The sequence below is a fragment of the Clostridium sp. JNZ X4-2 genome (assembly GCF_054889485.1).
Map to the genome: position 1 here is coordinate 1,787,444 of NZ_CM142685.1, position 18,067 is coordinate 1,805,510.

The window sequence follows — 18,067 nt, forward strand, 5'->3', positions numbered from 1 at the left end:
ATTACCTCCCTTAAAAATTCAGCGCTCTTATAAAGTAATCCTGAAAATCATCCTTTAAAGAAAGTTCTACTATCTTTATGTTTTTTCTTATTTTCTCCATTTCCTGAAGCTTATCTTTATTTACAAGAGCCATCCTGGCTCCTTCTACAGAAGAATTTCCCACAAAACTTATTTTCCCATTAAACTCCCTTGGAATAAGGCCTATTTTTTTTATGCTTTCCGCATTGATATGGTATCCAAAAGCACCTGCTATAACTATTTCCTGTATATCTTTGACATTCATATCTATTTCTTTCAAAAGCATTTGCATACCTGAACATATAGCTCCCTTGGCCAATTGAATCTGTCTTATATCCCTCTGCGATACGAATACCTTATCCGTTATATAAAATCTTTTTTCCGCCAATCTGTTACTGATTTTGTCTGGAAATCCTTTACTGAACCTGCCGGTCTTAGTTATTATACCGTTTTCCAGAAAAGCTGCTGCAATATCCAATAATGCACTGCCGCAGATTCCCACTGCCTCTTTATTTCCTATAGTAGTATAGTCCAATTCATAATTTTCATCTATGTCAAAACTATCTATAGCTCCTTCTTCTGCCCTCATTCCACAGTCAATATTCATTCCTTCAAGTGCTGGACCTGCTGCAGTAGAACAAGCAGCCATTTTTTCATTGCATATGGCAACTATTTCTCCATTAGTACCTATGTCTATAAATAAAGAAGGATAAGATCTTTTGTGAAAATCCACAGCTACAATCCCCGAAATTATATCAGCCCCTATATAAGATGAAGCCGAGGGAAGAATTGTAACCATACCCTGTCTATTTATATGTATTCCCAGTTCTTCCGCCCTTAAATTCAATTCATTTAGAAATATGGCTCTATAGGGAAATACAGCTATAGAATCTGCCTTTACTCCTAAAAATAAATGCAGCATAGTGGTATTAGCTGCTATGGAAATCCCGTAAATATCCTGTCTTTGATAATTTTTTCGTATTAGTTCTTCAATCATATAGTCTATTTTTTCCCTTATACATCTACTTAAAGTTTCACTGCCATCTTCATTTTCCATGGAATAAGTTATCCTTGAAATTACATCTCCTCCATATTTAATCTGGGGGTTTAAACCTGAAACCCTTTCTAATACTTCTCCACTTTTTAAATCTACAAGATAGGAGGATATTCCAGTTGTTCCTATGTCCACTGCAACTCCCAGCATATTTTCTATATGCTCATCTACATCTATGAGAGTTTTATTAAATAATATTCCCTGAACTTTTTTCAATTTGTGGTTTTCCAACAACCCCATTTTTTTCAGTACATTTAAGTTTTCCACCTTGTAATTTATATTAGAACCTGTTGAATTATCCTTAAATAATTCTAATTTTTCAAAACCACTTTTAACTTCTACATTTTTGCAATATCCCCTATTTACAGTTTTTAAATCATTTTCTTTTTGAGTGAACTCTATACTTGCATCACCCTGTACCCTGGCTATACAGGACAATCTAATATTTTCTTCTGTCAGCTTACATTCTTCTGCAGTTTTAGGACTTAGTTCCCCAAATGCCCTGACTTTGCATTTCCCGCACTTTCCAGAACCAGCACAGGGAGTCTCTATGCTAAATCCCGCTTTTCTTATGCAATCTACAAGTTTTGTACCTTTTTTTACATGAATTTTTATATTCTTATCTAAAAAAGTAATACAGCACATTTTATCTTCTCCTTTAAGCTATATAAATAAATCAGGAAAAACTTATTGTTTTTCTTTAATTTTTTTAACTTACAGTATCAATTGTATCACAGCATAATTCTTTAACTAATCTGTATTTCTTATATTTTAATACTTACCTATAATAAAAAAATATAAAGATGAGAATTTAAGGTTTTTTAATTCTCATCTTTATATATGTTAAGCTGTTATATTGCTGCTGATATTCATATTGTCACTGTTTTTCTTAATATACTCATAATACTTTTTACCTTTTTCTTTATCATATTTATGCTCCCAGTTGGAAACAAATATGCTGGCAAGAGAATTTCCCACCACATTTACTACCGTCCTTGCCATATCCAGAAGACGATCAATTCCAGCTATGAAAGCAAGTCCTTCTATTGGAAGGCCTACGGCACCTAATGTGGCAAGCAGCACTACAAAGGAAGCCCCTGGAACACCTGCTATTCCTTTTGAAGTTATCATAAGTACCACTATCAAGCTTATTTGAGCTCCAATGGATAGATGTACTCCATATAATTGTGCTATAAATATGGCAGCAATGGATTCATAAAGAGTTGAACCATCCAGATTGAAAGTATATCCTGTAGGAACTACAAAAGATACAATTGAATTCGGGCACCCGTATTTCTCCATTTTCTCCATTATTCTCGGAAGTACTGTTTCCGAACTAGCTGTACTAAAAGCAAGCAAAATCTCATCCTTCAATATTCTTATTATTTTAAATACACTATTGCCTACAATCTTTGCTGCTATTCCCATAAATATCAGTATAAATAGAATCATAGCCGTATAAACCAATATCATTAATTTCCCCAGAGGTACAAGAGATTTAAGACCGAAATTGCACACAGTTACTCCAATAAGTGCAAATACTCCAATAGGTGCAGTTTTCATAATGGTATTTGTTACCCAGAACATTGTTTCAGCTGTACCCTGAAATAATTTCAATAAAGGTTTCCCTTTCTCTCCAACAGCTGCAATTCCAAGTCCGAACATAACGGAAAAAAATATAATAGGAAGCATATCCCCCTTACTTAAAGATTCTGCAATATTATTTGGAACTATATTAATTAAAGTATCTATAAATCCTTTATTGCTGGCTTCTTTTGCAGTGTTTACATAACTGCTGATACTGGTCTTTGAAAGTGTACTCATGTCAACACCTGTACCCGGATGAAATACATTTGCAAATACAACTCCCACAATAAGGGCAATAGTAGTCATTATTTCAAAATATACTATCGTCTTCAGTGCCAGAATACCTATTTTCTTCATGTCCCCAACTCCGGCAACACCTATTATAAGGCATGAAACCACAATTGGTATAACTATCATCTTGATCAATCGTATAAAAATAGTTCCAAAGGGCTGCAAAATCTTACTTACAGTTGGATTACCATAAAACACAGCCCCTACCACAACTCCAAGTACAAGTCCTATGAGAATTTGAGTAGCCAGTCCACCCTTAAGCTTCTTTTTCATTTTATTCCCTCCCATATTATTAATAAAATCAACATACATAAAAACATATAAAAAGCTTTGAAAACATCTGCTCATTTCAAATATATCTTATATGCTGGTATATAAAAAACTACATTATTATACCTCAGTATACAAAAGTTTTTTTAATTTTATAATTAATGAATACATGATTTTTTTATGCTTCATATTTTTCAAAAACATAATTATGCTTTTATGGTATAATGTTTATGTTTTAGGAACTGCGTTAAAGAGGTGAATATTTACTTGAAAAACATTTCAAATTTGAAAGATGATTTATTTATTTTAGTACTGATGGTAATTTCAATACCATTAATAAGTGAATTAAAATTTTATCCATTTCATAATACTTTTCGTGTCAGTTTCAGCTCTGCCATGTTTTTATTTCTCCTGCTGTGGGTAAAAAAGATACCTCTAATCTTATACGGAATTGTAGTTGGTACCTCTACTGTTGCCTTTAGAATTGCACTTGATTATATATCGCAAAGCGGATTTAAGTTTTTCAATGAATTTTTATTAAATTTCCCGGCTTTTTTCTACTATCTGGTATTTTCATTCTTATTATGCATTACAAAAGTAAACAGTTTTCATAACAGGCCACTTTTAATAGGCATAATAGCTACTGTTATAGATATAATTTCCTCCACCACGGAACTGACAATAAGATTTTTTCTACTTGGAGATTTAATTTCAATTTACACCCTGGGATTAGTTTGCATTATTGCTATTACACGAAGCTTTTTTGTACTTGGATTTTTCAATATAATAAAATTAAATGGAGTTAGAACTTTTGCCAAGCAAAAAGAGGAACAAAACAGATATATGTTTTTACTTATTTCAAACTTATATGCTGAGTCTGTTCAATTAAAAAAATCACTGACCTATGCTGAAAATATCACAAGAAATTGCTATAATTTATATGAAGGGCTTCAAAATAATCATTCTAAATTTGACTCTCAAAAATTGGCACAAGAATTATTGGAGATTGCAGGGCAGGTGCATGAAATAAAAAAGGACAACCAGAGGATATATGCAGGCCTCTCTAAAATGATTTTATCTGAAAACTCCAAAGACTATATGAATGTAAATGAAATTGTCAACATAATAGTTGAAACAAATAGAAAATATTCTATATCCCTCGGAAAAGAAATTAAATTTTTTACAGATATATCCCCGGGTATACCTGAACTTCACAGCTATACTGTAATGTCACTTATAAACAACTTAGTATCAAATTCTGTAGAATCCATAGGGAAAATGGGTATTATAAAAATTTATATAAATAAAAAATACAATTTAATTGTGTTTCAAATAGAGGATACTGGTACTGGAATACCGGAAAAAAAGAGAGAACTTATTTTCAAGCCGGGCTATACGACAAAATACAATGAATTTGGAGAACCTTCTACAGGTATAGGTCTTTCTTATGTAAAAGAAGTAGCCACAAATTTAAAGGGCAAAATTTTTTTTAACAATACAACTAATTGCAGTGGAACCATTTTCACTATTGAAATTCCCGTTGAAAGCTTAATAAAAAAGGGGTGATCATATGAATTTTTTTATTGTAGACGATGATGAAGCTATTCGTTCAATGCTATGGGAAATTATTGAAGATAACAATTTGGGAGAGGTAGTAGGTGAAGCAGTAAATGGCTCTTTGATATGCAGTGATTTTCTACTCACTAAAAATGTAGATATACTTGTAATTGATCTTTTAATGCCCATTAAAGATGGTCTTCAAACTATAAGCGAACTGGATTCCTCCTTTAAAGGCAAATCAATAATGATTTCTCAAGTAGAAAATAAGGAAATGATAGGTAAGGCCTATTCGCTGGGAGTTCAATATTATATTACCAAACCTTTAAATAAACTGGAAGTTATTGAAGTTATAAAAAGGGTCATTTCTCGCATAAAACTTGAAAAATCTATAAATTATATTGAAGATACCATAAATTTTTTAAAAGTAGATAATCTAAAACATAAAACTATAATAAATAGAAACATTTTAGAATACAGCGAATTTATCTTAAGTGATCTAGGTATAATTGGCGAAAGCGGCAGCAAGGATTTACTTTCCATTGTGAAATATATACATACCCATGAAGGTGACACGCCGTCGGGAAAGAATTTTCCTCCCCTTAAAGAATTATTTACTTGTATTGCAGAGGAAAAACTAGGTAAAGAAGCTGATTCCATGAATATAAAAAAAGAGGTTAAAGCTTCCGAGCAAAGAATCAGGAGAACCGTTATGCAGTCGTTAAATTACATAGCTTCTCTTGGTCTCACTGATTATTCCAATCCTAAATTTGAAAAATATGCTGCGGAATTTTTTGATTTTACTGAAATTAGGAAAAGAATGCTTGAGCTTCAAAACAGCATTCCTTCAAATACCACTATTCACATAAATGTTAAGAAATTTATAAAAGTCTTGTATTTAGAATCTCAAAAACACCTTAAATTCAATTCAATATAAAAAAGCACCAAATTAATTTTAGTGCTTTTTTATATTGAAATTTTATTTTAATACATACTGTTAATGCTTGGAGTAATTAGCAGATTTACTGCAGCCAGAGCAACCGCAGCTGCAGCCTCCTCCTTTTCTATGGGACTTGTAAGTCCTGTATCCGGAAAATGCTACAATGCCAAATATAACTGCCGAAACTAAAAATGTCGCCATATTATACCACCTCTTTTTCCTTTATAGAATTACCAATTTCATCAGTAATCTCTTTAGCCTTATAAGGTTTCTTAAACAACATATAGATCAATCCAAGAATTAAGAGAATAGCCACAGCTGTACCAACTCCAAATCCACTACCTGTAAACAATGAACCAATTTGAAATACAATCAACGCTATAATATAAGCAAATACACACTGATAACCTACAGAAAACAACGTCCATTTTGCTGAACCCATTTCATTACGAACTGCACCAATGGCAGCAAAGCAAGGAGCACACAGTAAATTGAAAAGTAAAAATGAATATGCAGAAAGCAGAGTAAATGATGATTGAAGGTTTCCCCACATCTGGGCACCATCTTCAGCAACTTCAGAGAATCCATAAAGTATACCAAAAGTTCCTACTACATTTTCTTTTGCAATCAGTCCACTTATGGAAGCTACTGCAGCCTTCCAATTGTCCCATCCCAGCGGAGCAAATATAGGTGCAATTACATTTCCAATACCTGCAAGAATTGATTTTTCTATATCAACCATCTGCAGCCTCCAGTTAAAGGAACTTAAGAACCATATTGCTACAGTGGCAAGAAGTATTACCGTTCCTGCCTTTTTCATAAAAGCTTTGGAACGCTCCCACATGTGGATTAGAACACCTTTGGCACCTGGCACATGATATGGCGGAAGTTCCATTATAAAAGGAGCTGGATCTCCTGCAAAAAGTTTTGTTTTTTTGAGAATAATACCTGAAATAACAATTGCTGCAATTCCAACAAAATATGCAGATGTAGCAACCCAAGGAGCTCCATTGAACAATGCTCCTGTAATTAAGGCAATAATAGGTAACTTTGCGCTGCAAGGGATAAAAGTAGTTACAATAATAGTCATTCTTCGATCACTTTCATTTTCAATTGTCCTGCTTGCCATAATGCCAGGTACACCGCAACCCGTTCCAATAAGAATTGGAATAAAGGACTTGCCTGACAACCCGAATCTTCTAAAAAATCTATCCATGATAAAAGCAATACGTGCCATATAACCACAGTCTTCTAATATGGCAAGACATAAAAACAACACCATCATCTGAGGCACAAATCCAAGCACAGCACCTACGCCGGCAACAATACCATCTAAAATAAAGGAATTCAGCCAAGCAGCAGTACCAAGACTATTTAAAATCCACTGAACATTGTTTGGTACAAAATCACCAAACAGATTGTCATTTACCCAATCCGTCATCCATCCTCCTACCGTTGAAATGGAAAGATAATAAACCAAAAACATAATTGCAACGAAAATAGGTAGGGCCAGAACACGATTGGTTACAATCCTGTCAATTCTGTCAGACATTTTTATTTTAGTCTTATTTTTTCTGTACAAGACTCTCTTTATAACCTTGTTTATATAAGCATAACGCTCATTTGTGATAATACTTTCGCTGTCATCGTCAAACTTTTTTTCACAACCTGCAATTACATCCTCAATCTGTCTTTTTACATTTTCATCAAGAGATACCTGCTCTAAAACTTTCTTATCTCTTTCAAATAATTTTATGGAAAGCCAACGAGGATTTAAGTTATTTACCTTATCCTTGACAATACCTTCAATTTGTGCCAGGGATTTCTCTACATATTCCGAGAAGATATGAGATGAAGTATTTAGAGTTTTGGATTTAGCAAGCTCTATGGCTTTTTGCGCCACCTCTTTGGAGCCAATACCTTTCAATGCAGATGTTTCAACAACTTCACAGCCAAGGTCTTCTCCCAGCTTTTTTATATCTATGGTATCGCCGTTTTTACGAACCATATCAATCATATTCAAAGCCATTACAACAGGTACTCCGATTTCTGTAAGCTGTGTAGTCAAATATAAGTTTCTTTCAATATTGGTGCCATCCACAATATTTATAATTGAATCAGGCTTTTCATTAATCAGATAATTTCTTGAAACCACTTCTTCCAGCGTATAAGGTGAAAGAGAATAGATACCGGGTAAATCCTGTATAACTACATCCTTATGACCCTTTAGCTTACCTTCCTTTTTTTCTACTGTAACACCTGGCCAGTTGCCCACATACTGTGAACTTCCTGTCAAATCATTAAACATGGTTGTCTTACCACTGTTTGGATTACCGGCAAGAGCAATTTTAATTGACATTTACATCCCTCCTAATTGACGTCAATTATTTAAAATCTACAATTCAATAAATCTCAATTCAGCTGATTTCCACTATTGTAGCTTCTTCTTTACGCAAGCTGAGCTCATATCCTCTTACCTTAATTTCCACAGGATCTCCAAGTGGAGCTACCTTACGTATAAAAACTTCTGTTCCCTTGGTCAAACCCATGTCCATAAATCTTCGTTTAACAGCACCTTTTCCATGAACCTTAATAATGGTAACTGTTTCACCACACTTAGTATCCTTTAATGTTTTCATATCATTATCTCCCTTCATTTATGCAGATGAAAAATTACATTATACTATAATCTTGTTTGCCATTGACTTGCTTAAAGCAATGCGGGCATCTTTTACATTTACAATCAGATTTCCAGTTATATCAGCAACTACGGTTATATTCTCCCCCAGGACAAATCCTAGGTGCTCAAGATGGCGGCGGGTATCATCACTGCCTACAATATTTTTAATACTGCTTGTATCTCCTACCTTTATCATTGTTATTGGCACAATATTTCCCCCTTCACTAATTATATGTAGGTTATATTTTAATTGAATATCATTAACACAAGATAATGATATTCAATATCATTTATAATATGTGTTAATTATAATATACAAAGTTATTTTTGTAAATATTTTTTTAAAAGTACTAGTATCATATTAATTCTAATTCTATATGTGTGGTTTAAACCAATACAATGAGCCGTCAGATGAATGACAGCTCATTGTATCAATTTCTCCTATATACGGATTTTTTTACCAATAAAATATATTTTAAATATTATAAACACCACCAAAAAAATCAACTCTATGAAAATACCAATTGTTTTCATAGAGTTGGCAAAATATGTGGCTGCTAAAAATAACCCTGATATCATCAAATAGTCTGCAAAAAATAAAATCAGGACCTAAAATATCAAGTCCTGATTAACTGCTCTATTTTTACTTAGAAAGCACTACTTTTTAGGAGCCAAAATCATAAACATATTATTACCTTCCAGTCTAGGTGCTCTTTCTACAGATACATCTTCTCCAACCTTACTTAAAAATACATTTAAGACACTTCTGCCTAAATTTGTATAGTTGTTTTGTCTTCCTCTAAACCTTATAGAAACTTTTACTTTGTCGCCTTTATCTAAAAATTTTCTGGCATTAGTAGCTTTAATCTCTATATCGTTTGACTCGATAGTAGCACTTAACCTAATTTCTTTCATTTCAACAATTTTTTGATTTTTTCTGGCCATTTTAGCTTTTTTAGATTGTTCATAGAGAAACTTACTGTAATTCATTATTTTACACACCGGAGGTTTAGCCTGGGGTGAAACCATTACTAAATCCATACCCTTTTCTCTTGCCATCTCCAAGGCTTCCCTGGTTTTTAAAATGGTACTCTCATTTTGCCCCACTAATCTAACTTTCTCTACCCTAATCTGTTCATTTAAATTATTATTTTTATTAATAATATACACCTCCACAATTAAAATCATCTATTTATTATTATATCCAAGGATTTCCCCTTCTGCAACTACAAAATACAGTTCTTTCCCAAAATACCCTCATAATTTTTATAAAATTTTAGTAATGCAAAATATATTAAATGCTATTATAATAGTATTTAACAGGCTTAAGACCTATCTTAACTTTGAAGGAGGCATATTTATGAAGGAAAACAACAATTTAATCCAAATTCCCAAAGGAAAAAGTTTTTATAAAAAGTTAATGGCATTTATAGGCCCTGCATATCTGGTAAGCGTAGGTTATATGGATCCCGGCAACTGGGCTACGGATATTGCGGGAGGAAGCAAATTTGGATATAAACTCATATGGGTAATACTAATGTCCAATATAATGGCAATTTTTTTTCAAACTCTCTGTGCAAGACTCGGCATTATAACAGGTAAGGATTTAGCCCAGGCATGCAGGAGTCACTACAATAAAACTGTAAATTACATACTGTGGATTTTATGTGAAATTGCAATTATCGCCACAGATATTGCGGAAGTTTTAGGTACGGCCATAGGCTTAAATCTAATATTTAATCTTCCTCTTATATACGGTGTAATTATAACCGGATTTGACACACTGCTTCTGCTGCTTCTTGATAAACTTGGTATTAGAAAAATGGAAGCTTTTATAATCGGGTTAATTGCCATAATCGGCATAAGTTTTTTTATGGAAATAATCATATCAAAACCGGACTATCATGGAATAGCCTTAGGCTTTATCCCAACCCTTCCAAATAAAGATGCACTCTTTGTAGCCATAGGCATAATAGGTGCTACTATAATGCCTCACAATCTCTACCTCCACTCTTCCATTGTACAGACGAGAAATATTGAGAGAACAGAGGATGGTTTGAAACAAGCCGTCAAATTCAATAACATAGATTCACTAGTAGCCTTAAACCTGGCTTTTCTTGTAAATGCCGCAATACTTATATTAGCTGCTTCAGTATTTCATAAAAGCGGTAACTATGGCGTGGACGATATTCTAAAAGCACACAAACTTTTAGAACCTATTTTGGGAAATACTCTGGCCCCTATTTTATTTGGTGTGGCTCTAATTGCCGCCGGACAATCTTCAACTATAACGGGTACTTATGCAGGACAAATTGTAATGGAAGGTTTCATACATCTTAGAGTTCAGCCCTGGGTAAGAAGGCTTATTACAAGAATACTTGCAATAATTCCCTCAATTTTAACTATACTATACTTTGGTGATTCAGCTACCGGGGAACTTCTTATACTAAGCCAGGTCGTATTAAGTCTTCAGCTGGCTTTTGCCCTGGTTCCCCTTATACATTTCGTCAGCAGTAAAGATTTAATGAAGAATTTTGTAATATCCAGAAAAGCACAAATACTGGCATGGATTTTATCTATTTTAATAATATATCTAAATGTAAAACTGGTTATTGAAACCCTGGGAGAATGGATGTCCAATGGCAGTTTAAAATCCATTGAATATCTGCCTATAACAATTTGTATATTACTTGGTATTTTACTTATCTATATAATATTGGAACCTATAATCCATGGCACAGGAAACAGAAATGTAATTGACATTCACGGTGATATACTCTTTCCTGAAATAAATAAAATTAAACCTTACACCAAAATTGCACTGGCTCTGGATTTTAGTAAAAATGACAAAGACATATTATCCCATGCCGTAAATTTTTGCAGTAAAGACAGTAATCTGATCTTAATCCATATAGTAGAAAGCGTAAGTGCCAACATCTATGGCACAAAAGCAAACGATATTGAAAGTAAACAGGACATTGAAAGACTTAATATCTATGTTAAAAAATTAAAATCACTGGGTTTTGAAAATGTTATATCAGAAATAGGATATGGCAAGGCAGAAAAATCTCTAGCTGAAATTGTAAAAAAACATTCTGCAGATTTGCTTATATTCGGCACCCATGGTCATCATGGCATATCTGATATACTATTCGGTACAATAACAGATAAAGTAAAACATAAGTTGTCCATTCCTATTTTAATTGCAAAATGAAGATAATTTTTTATAAAATATTCCTGAAATAAAAGTAACTATGGGTAATATGTAACAGAGAAATGCATAAGGTGAATACTTAATTGAAGATATTCCTGTAAGTGCCAGAATAAACAGGGAATTTCCATTCCAGGGTATAAGCGGAGCTATAATAATTCCAGTATCGGATATGGTTCTTGCCAGGACATGGTTTGGAACCTTCAATTTTTCATATTTATTTCTTAATAATTCTCCCGGCATTATTACCCCTACACTTTGATCACATAATACGGTCAGCATTCCACTTATAATTCCGGTTTTTACAACAAGCTCTCCCGGATCCTTAACATTGGCAATTATTTTATCTACTATTGGGTTTATAAAACCCGTACCTTTGAATATACTGCTCAAAGCAATGGCCATCATTATTATGAAAAGTATGCCAATTACAGATTCAATTCCACCTCCAGTTAATATTTTATTTAGTTCCTGAGAATTAGTAGTCTTACTGTAACCAAAAAATATGTATCCAAAAATTTTTACCACCGGTACTTTTTGTAAGAATATACTTATGAATATACCTGCAATTAAGCCTATTGACAGAGATTTAACTACTCTTATTCCAAAAAAGCACATTATGAATACAGCAGCCAGCACCAATAAAGGCAGTGGGGATACGAAAAAATTTCCACTGATGGAATTTTTAAAATTGCTTAAGTTTCCATTGGTTACAATGTAATTTTTACCGATATAAAAGTATATGACTGACGCAAATACATAAGCGGGTAAAAATATCTTGAACATGGAAATTAAAGCCTTTCTATAAGATACCTTGGTAATAGACAGCATAAGATTTACCAGCCCTGAAATTGGAGAAAGCTTGTCTGCCAAAAATGCACCTGAAACAACTGCACCTAAAAAAATATAATCCGGTCCGTGAAATACCTTTCCAAGCCCCAGAAGTGCAATTCCAATAGTACTTATAGAAGCAATGGAGGACCCTATAAAAACTGAAACTATAGAGGTAAATATAAATGCTGCAAATATTAAATTTTTCCCTATAAAATAATTAAATCCGTAAAACATCATGGCAGGTATGATTCCCGAAGAAAACCATATTGGAATAGTTATACCCACCAAAAGCATTAAAATAAACAATTCCCTACATTCAACAAGACTATCTTTTATCATTGTTAAAAGTTCTTTAAAAGTAAAACCACTCTTTATAAACAGGCATGATGAAAAAATGACACTGGCGAACAAACCGTAAAATAAATAAATCCCAGTTACTATACATATTATAATTGCTGTAAATGTAAAAGCTAAAATTACAACCCTATTCCCCCTATAAATTTTTTTCTTCACCTCTAGACCCCCTTAAAAGTTGAAATCAATTTGCCTGTTCTTATACCATGGTTTTTCCTTTTATTGTAACATCCGGTTATTCAAAGCGCAAGCTGCAGAAACAATGGTGCTTTATATATTACCATATCAGGTAATGCCCTATGAAAAACAGAGCTGCGCCCATCAATAAAACTGTAACTATGCAGGCTCTTATATTTACAAATAAGCTGTTGGTATACCTTCCCATTATTTCTTTCTTGTTTGTAAACACAACTAAAAAAATCAATATGGGTATTATTAAAAGACCTCCTGTAACCTGTGTTGCAAGAGCCATATAATTTAAAGGAAGATTTGGTATTAAAACAATAAAAGCTGCCACTATGACACTTCCAATGTATACAGCGTAAAACTTAGGTGCTTCACTTATCTTATTATTTAAGCTGTGGGGCCATTTAAAGGCTTCTGCAGCACACCAGGATGAGGATAGAGTTATTGTAATTGAAGCAAGAAGTCCTGCATTAAATATACCCACTGCAAATAGTATACCTGCAGCTTTTCCCATATGATCTGCAAGAGAATTTATTATCAAGGCGGGTCCCGCATTTTCTATATTTGAAATTTCACCAAATAATGCCGTACCGGAGATAATTATACAGACTGCTATTATTACCTGAACTATGCACCCTATGCGTATATCAATACGACCAAGATGAATGTGTTCTGCAACTACTCCTTTGTCTATATAAGCGCTTCCTTGAAAAAATATCATCCAGGGCGCTACTGAATTTCCTACTATTGCAGCAATATACCACAATAGGTTATGACTATAGCCATGATAATTCCAGTTTAAAAAAGCATTTATCATAGATGTTACATCAGGTTTGGTCATAAATGCAATAAACACAAACACCACATTTAAAATACCCATGAGGAGTGCCATTCTCTCTTTTTTTAAATAACCGGCAAAAGTGATAATTGATAATATGAATCCCAGGCTAATTATTGTTCCCATCCAAAGAGGTATTCCCATTACAATAAGTCCTGCTGTCATACCCATAAACTCAGTAGTAAGCATTAAAATATTTTGAAAAAGTAAAGTATACAGATGATATTTCATCCAAAAGTTGCCATAGTACTCACCAATAAGTGCGATAAATCCCTTCTGGCTGACAGTGCCAAGCCTCATGGACATCTCTTGAACTGTATAAGTTAGTATACTAAGGCAAATAGACAAGGGTATAAATAAGCTTACTCCAAATTTGGCACCCGTTACACAATATGAAATTATTCCTCCTGCATCATTATCCCCCATTGCAGCCAGAACTCCAGGACCCACCAGGGACAATAATAATATATTAAACTTGAATTTTGAATTATCTATATTAAACCCATCTAAACTACTTTCATTTAATTGATTCATTTCATTGTACCTCCAGAATATATTGTTGAGATAATTGCAACTAATATATACTATACTTTTGTACAAGAATTGTTGCTTATGTTTCAATTATTGTTGAAATAATTTCAACAGATTTATATACTAATTAATACTTTAGTGCATATAATTTACTATAGATAATTATCTGCTGATTAGGTAATTGTCCAATGAATTAAGGAGTGAATAAAGTGTGTGTCAAAAAAAATCCGAACTAGGATCCCTTATTAGAGATTTGTTAAAAAAAAATTTGCTTTCTATGCGTAAACTCAGTGCTTTAAGTGGAATAGACACTGCAACTATTTCAAGGATTGTAAATGGAAAACAGCGTGCGAATATGAATCATCTTCAAATTTTTTCCAAGTATTTAAATGTTCCCATAGAAAAATTATTGTTAGCAGATGGATATGACATAGATGTTTTAAAAAATGAAAATTTTTTAAACTCACCTTCATTCATAAAAAACATTCAAGAACTTTTAAGATTTTCAAATCTACTTGATTATCACTATGATTTATCTAAAATAGAAGATGAACTGGAGAAATACAAAAGATATGCCCTTACAAAAGAAGGCAGGAATACCATATATAAAAATTTTAAAGAAAAAATAGAAGATATAAATGGAAGTGGTTTGTTTGTAGATGAGTTAAAACAGATGTACGAAAAATTTTGTAATGAAACTGCTTCAGAAGAAATTCACACTTTGCTTGGAAGCGGGCTGTTGTATTTTATACTTTCAGTGGACATTATTCCTGACTATATATTTCCTTTTGGATATTTAGATGATGTCATAGCTATAAAATTAGTACTTCATCATATTGCAGAAGTAAATGCCAAAGACAAAAAACTTCTTCAAAAATAGTATGACATCATTATACTAGAATTTCATACAATATCCTATATAACCTTCACTAATTCTTTAGTAAAGGTTATAAACTTTTCACTGGCAGAGACAGAAGTTTTTATAACTTCTTCATGGCTGAGCCTATGATTTAATATTCCAGCTGCCATATTGGTTATACAAGATATTCCTATAACTTTTATTCCACTATGATTAGCTGCAATTACCTCAGGAACTGTAGACATTCCTACTGCATCTCCTCCAAGTATACCCATCATATTGATCTCCGCCGGTGTCTCATAACTCGGTCCAGTGGTGTATACATATACTCCCTCTTGAAGATTTATATTCAATTTCAATGCTGTTTTTTTTGCGATTTTTCTAAATTCCCTATTATAAGCCTCTGACATGTCTGGAAACCTAAGACCAAACTCTTCTAAATTCTGTCCTATGAGGGGATTTTGTCCGGATAAATTTATATGATCTTTTATAAGCATTAAATCTCCGCTATTATAATTTTTATTTATACCCCCTGCAGCATTGGTGACTATGAGGGTTTCAATACCCATCATCTTCATCACCCTAATGGGGAAGGTTACCTCCTTCATTGAATATCCCTCATAGTAATGAAATCTTCCCTGCATGGCAACTACCACTTTCCCCTGAAGCCTTCCTATAATAAAATGATTTTTATGCCCCTGTACTGTAGAAACGGGAAAATGGGGTATTTCACTGTATTTACAAACTTTTGCATCTTGAATTTCATCAGCCATGCCTCCAAGTCCTGAGCCCAGTATAATTCCTATTTTAGGTCTTAATTCCATATTTGAATTTATATAGTTCACTGCTTCTCTTATATTTAAATCCATAATATACCGTTAATCCAATACAGTAACGGTCTTCACTCTCCTAACTTATTTGATTTTATCCAGCTTTTTTAAAGGTCTCATTTCATTTAAATCATATGGAGTTTCCTGGTAAACATAATAATTAAGCCAATTTGAAAACAATAAATTTGAATGTCCCCTCCATTTTACCACAGGCTCTTTTTCAGGATCATCCTGTGGAAAATAATTTTTCGGTATCTTTATATTTGAACCCTTTGCTATATCCCTTAAATACTCCGATTTTAAAGTAAGAGGATCATATTCGGAATGTCCTGTGACAAAAATTTGTCTCCCATTTTTAGCTAAAATCAAATACACTCCTGCTTCCTCTGACTGTGCCAATATAGTTAGTTCGTCCACTTTTTCAATATCTTCCCTTCTCACTTCCGTATATCTGGAATGAGGTGCAAAAAATTCATCATCGAATCCCCTAAGTAATTTTACACCTTTTTGTACAACCTTATGCTTAAATACTCCAAACATTTTTTCCTTTAATATATACTTGGGTATATCATAGTGATAATAAAGTCCTGCTTGTGCACCCCAGCATATATGCAAAGTGGAGTATACATTGTGTATACTCCATTCCATTATATCCTCAAGCTCCTTCCAGTAATTCACCTGCTGAAATTCCAGATGTTCTATGGGAGCTCCAGTAATAATCAATCCATCAAACTTTTCATCTTTTACATCATCAAAAGTCTTATAAAAATTGGTTAAATATTCTTCTGAAGTATTTTTGGATATATGAGTTTTGGGATGGAGTAACTCAACTTCAATCTGTAATGCAGTATTACCTATAAGTCTCAGTAATTGAACTTCTGTGGTAATCTTAATTGGCATCAAATTTAAAATTGCAATTTTAAGAGGCCTGATATCCTGATGAAATGCTACATTTTCGGGCATGACAAATATGTTTTCATTATTTAAAATTTCAGCAGCCGGCAAGTCATCTTTTATTTTTATCGGCATGTTATCACCTCTGAAGTATAGATTTATTTTATTATAATAACCTTGGAATTTATTATGATAAATTTTATTAAGCCCTATTATAACATAGGAACTTATATAAATACAACAGCGGCCGACAAATAGAATAAATATATAATTTAATCCGGGGCATATAGCTTTTTACAATATTTAACAGTTTCCTGAATGGTTTTACCCAACATATCAGCCCTTACATATTTACGCACATGCTCATCTAAAGGCCCTCCCCCAATTAAGATTTTCAAATTTTTCTTAAATCCCTTATTTTTAATTGACTGTATACATTCCTTCAAATTATCAAAACAATTTGTAAGAAGACACGTAATTGCCACTGCCTTAGGTTCGTATTGTTCAATTGCTTCTATAAATTCTTCAGTAGATACATCAGTTCCCAGATCTATTACATGAAAACCATTACTGCTCATAACAGTACTGACAATATTTTTGCCTACATCATGTATATCTCCATATATAGTCCCTATAATAAAATTTCCACGTTCTGAAGTTCTTGAAGGAAATTCCTTTTTAAGTATTTGTGATGCCTCTTTAAATATTTCCCCGGATATAATAAGTTCGGACATAAAATATTTTTTTTCCTCAAAATTTTTTCCTACAATTTCAATTCCCTTCTGTAAGTACTGGATAATCTCCAATACGGGAACATTATCTTTTATAAGGGATTTCACCTCTTCAATAACTGCATCTTCATTTAATTCTGCCATTGCTTTTACAAGTGTTTTACTCATAAAACATCCCTGCCCTCTAATCTATAAAAATAAATCTTTTTAAATCATAAAACATTAATTCAATCATGTAATTGATTTTTACTTATGTATATAAACTATCATAAATATATAAATAAAACATCATACACAATGAACAAATTTCAATATAAAAATAAACATTATGTACATTTTACATGTATTTTCTTACTTTTATTAAAATTCTAAATTTATAACAATTATTTATAAATTATATCT

The 18,067-nt window shown here is 32.8% G+C and carries 16 protein-coding genes; 4 read left to right on the top strand and 12 right to left on the bottom strand.

Annotated features, from left to right (window positions below; all coding sequences use genetic code 11):
- Nucleotides 1–10: 10 nt before the first annotated feature.
- Together ACYUJ6_RS08635 and ACYUJ6_RS08640 are read right to left on the bottom strand one after the other, a co-directional pair.
- Nucleotides 11–1,717 (bottom strand): ASKHA domain-containing protein, encoded by a 1,707-nt coding sequence (locus tag ACYUJ6_RS08635; protein WP_461842401.1) that lies wholly within the window; start codon nt 1,715–1,717, stop codon nt 11–13.
- A gap of 198 nt (nt 1,718–1,915) precedes the next feature.
- A complete protein-coding gene (locus ACYUJ6_RS08640) occupies nt 1,916–3,223 on the bottom strand; it encodes a cation:dicarboxylate symporter family transporter (protein ID WP_461842402.1) in 1,308 nt (435 codons plus the stop codon).
- A gap of 264 nt (nt 3,224–3,487) precedes the next feature.
- Between ACYUJ6_RS08640 and ACYUJ6_RS08645 the strand changes: the two genes are divergently transcribed.
- Both ACYUJ6_RS08645 and ACYUJ6_RS08650 read left to right on the top strand, forming a co-directional pair.
- Entirely contained in the window at nt 3,488–4,786 is a 1,299-nt protein-coding gene (locus ACYUJ6_RS08645; protein ID WP_461842403.1) for an ATP-binding protein, read from the top strand.
- Between the two features lie 4 nt (nt 4,787–4,790).
- Nucleotides 4,791–5,714 carry a response regulator gene (locus tag ACYUJ6_RS08650; RefSeq protein ID WP_461842404.1) on the top strand — a complete coding sequence of 308 codons (924 nt, stop codon included), beginning with the start codon at nt 4,791–4,793 and terminating at the stop codon, nt 5,712–5,714.
- A gap of 60 nt (nt 5,715–5,774) precedes the next feature.
- On the opposite strand, the gene ACYUJ6_RS08655 is transcribed toward ACYUJ6_RS08650, so the two are convergent.
- From ACYUJ6_RS08655 to infC, 5 genes are all read right to left on the bottom strand, one after another.
- Complete coding sequence (locus tag ACYUJ6_RS08655; RefSeq protein ID WP_461842405.1) at nt 5,775–5,918, bottom strand: FeoB-associated Cys-rich membrane protein; 144 nt, start codon at nt 5,916–5,918, stop codon at nt 5,775–5,777.
- A 1-nt stretch (nt 5,919) separates the two neighbouring features.
- Nucleotides 5,920–8,076: a ferrous iron transport protein B gene (gene feoB / locus ACYUJ6_RS08660; RefSeq protein WP_461842406.1), complete on the bottom strand. Its 2,157-nt coding sequence runs from the start codon at nt 8,074–8,076 to the stop codon at nt 5,920–5,922.
- A 58-nt stretch (nt 8,077–8,134) separates the two neighbouring features.
- The gene (locus tag ACYUJ6_RS08665) at nt 8,135–8,356 is read right to left on the bottom strand and encodes a FeoA family protein (RefSeq protein WP_461842407.1); all 222 of its coding nucleotides are present in this window, start codon (nt 8,354–8,356) and stop codon (nt 8,135–8,137) included.
- 39 nt (nt 8,357–8,395) lie between these two features.
- On the bottom strand, nt 8,396–8,605 hold the full coding sequence (locus tag ACYUJ6_RS08670; RefSeq protein ID WP_461842408.1) for a FeoA family protein: 210 nt from the start codon (nt 8,603–8,605) through the stop codon (nt 8,396–8,398).
- 449 nt (nt 8,606–9,054) lie between these two features.
- Nucleotides 9,055–9,585: a translation initiation factor IF-3 gene (gene infC / locus ACYUJ6_RS08675; RefSeq protein ID WP_461842409.1), complete on the bottom strand. Its 531-nt coding sequence runs from the start codon at nt 9,583–9,585 to the stop codon at nt 9,055–9,057.
- Between the two features lie 172 nt (nt 9,586–9,757).
- Between infC and ACYUJ6_RS08680 the strand changes: the two genes are divergently transcribed.
- Nucleotides 9,758–11,611 (top strand): Nramp family divalent metal transporter, encoded by a 1,854-nt coding sequence (locus tag ACYUJ6_RS08680; protein ID WP_461842410.1) that lies wholly within the window; start codon nt 9,758–9,760, stop codon nt 11,609–11,611.
- Here ACYUJ6_RS08680 and ACYUJ6_RS08685 read toward each other — a convergent pair.
- Nucleotides 11,597–12,955 (bottom strand): Na+/H+ antiporter NhaC family protein, encoded by a 1,359-nt coding sequence (locus ACYUJ6_RS08685; RefSeq protein ID WP_461842411.1) that lies wholly within the window; start codon nt 12,953–12,955, stop codon nt 11,597–11,599. The two genes, ACYUJ6_RS08680 and ACYUJ6_RS08685, sit on opposite strands and share 15 nt — an antisense overlap.
- 118 nt (nt 12,956–13,073) lie before the next feature.
- A complete protein-coding gene (locus ACYUJ6_RS08690; protein ID WP_461842412.1) occupies nt 13,074–14,354 on the bottom strand; it encodes an NRAMP family divalent metal transporter in 1,281 nt (426 codons plus the stop codon).
- Nucleotides 14,355–14,562: 208 nt separating this feature from the next.
- On the opposite strand from ACYUJ6_RS08690, the gene ACYUJ6_RS08695 reads away from it, so the two are divergent.
- A complete protein-coding gene (locus ACYUJ6_RS08695) occupies nt 14,563–15,231 on the top strand; it encodes a helix-turn-helix domain-containing protein (RefSeq protein WP_461842413.1) in 669 nt (222 codons plus the stop codon).
- A 35-nt stretch (nt 15,232–15,266) separates the two neighbouring features.
- On the opposite strand, the gene ACYUJ6_RS08700 is transcribed toward ACYUJ6_RS08695, so the two are convergent.
- The 3 genes from ACYUJ6_RS08700 to ACYUJ6_RS08710 form a co-directional block, all read right to left on the bottom strand.
- A complete protein-coding gene (locus ACYUJ6_RS08700) occupies nt 15,267–16,079 on the bottom strand; it encodes a purine-nucleoside phosphorylase (protein WP_461842414.1) in 813 nt (270 codons plus the stop codon).
- A 45-nt stretch (nt 16,080–16,124) separates the two neighbouring features.
- The gene (metA, locus tag ACYUJ6_RS08705) at nt 16,125–17,069 is read right to left on the bottom strand and encodes a homoserine O-acetyltransferase MetA (RefSeq protein ID WP_461842415.1); all 945 of its coding nucleotides are present in this window, start codon (nt 17,067–17,069) and stop codon (nt 16,125–16,127) included.
- Nucleotides 17,070–17,206: 137 nt separating this feature from the next.
- A complete protein-coding gene (locus ACYUJ6_RS08710) occupies nt 17,207–17,833 on the bottom strand; it encodes a cobalamin B12-binding domain-containing protein (RefSeq protein WP_461842416.1) in 627 nt (208 codons plus the stop codon).
- Nucleotides 17,834–18,067 lie beyond the last annotated feature (234 nt).

Excerpts from the sequence above, each read along its gene's own strand:
- ACYUJ6_RS08635 (WP_461842401.1), bottom strand. The coding sequence starts at position 1,717 with ATGTGCTGTATTACTTTTTTAGATAAGAATATAAAAATTCATGTAAAA.
- ACYUJ6_RS08640 (WP_461842402.1), bottom strand. The coding sequence starts at position 3,223 with ATGAAAAAGAAGCTTAAGGGTGGACTGGCTACTCAAATTCTCATAGGA.
- ACYUJ6_RS08650 (WP_461842404.1), top strand. The coding sequence starts at position 4,791 with ATGAATTTTTTTATTGTAGACGATGATGAAGCTATTCGTTCAATGCTA.
- ACYUJ6_RS08655 (WP_461842405.1), bottom strand. The coding sequence starts at position 5,918 with ATGGCGACATTTTTAGTTTCGGCAGTTATATTTGGCATTGTAGCATTT.
- feoB (WP_461842406.1), bottom strand. The coding sequence starts at position 8,076 with ATGTCAATTAAAATTGCTCTTGCCGGTAATCCAAACAGTGGTAAGACA.
- ACYUJ6_RS08665 (WP_461842407.1), bottom strand. The coding sequence starts at position 8,356 with ATGAAAACATTAAAGGATACTAAGTGTGGTGAAACAGTTACCATTATT.
- infC (WP_461842409.1), bottom strand. The coding sequence starts at position 9,585 with ATGATTTTAATTGTGGAGGTGTATATTATTAATAAAAATAATAATTTA.
- ACYUJ6_RS08680 (WP_461842410.1), top strand. The coding sequence starts at position 9,758 with ATGAAGGAAAACAACAATTTAATCCAAATTCCCAAAGGAAAAAGTTTT.
- ACYUJ6_RS08690 (WP_461842412.1), bottom strand. The coding sequence starts at position 14,354 with ATGAATCAATTAAATGAAAGTAGTTTAGATGGGTTTAATATAGATAAT.
- ACYUJ6_RS08700 (WP_461842414.1), bottom strand. The coding sequence starts at position 16,079 with ATGGATTTAAATATAAGAGAAGCAGTGAACTATATAAATTCAAATATG.
- metA (WP_461842415.1), bottom strand. The coding sequence starts at position 17,069 with ATGCCGATAAAAATAAAAGATGACTTGCCGGCTGCTGAAATTTTAAAT.
- ACYUJ6_RS08710 (WP_461842416.1), bottom strand. The coding sequence starts at position 17,833 with ATGAGTAAAACACTTGTAAAAGCAATGGCAGAATTAAATGAAGATGCA.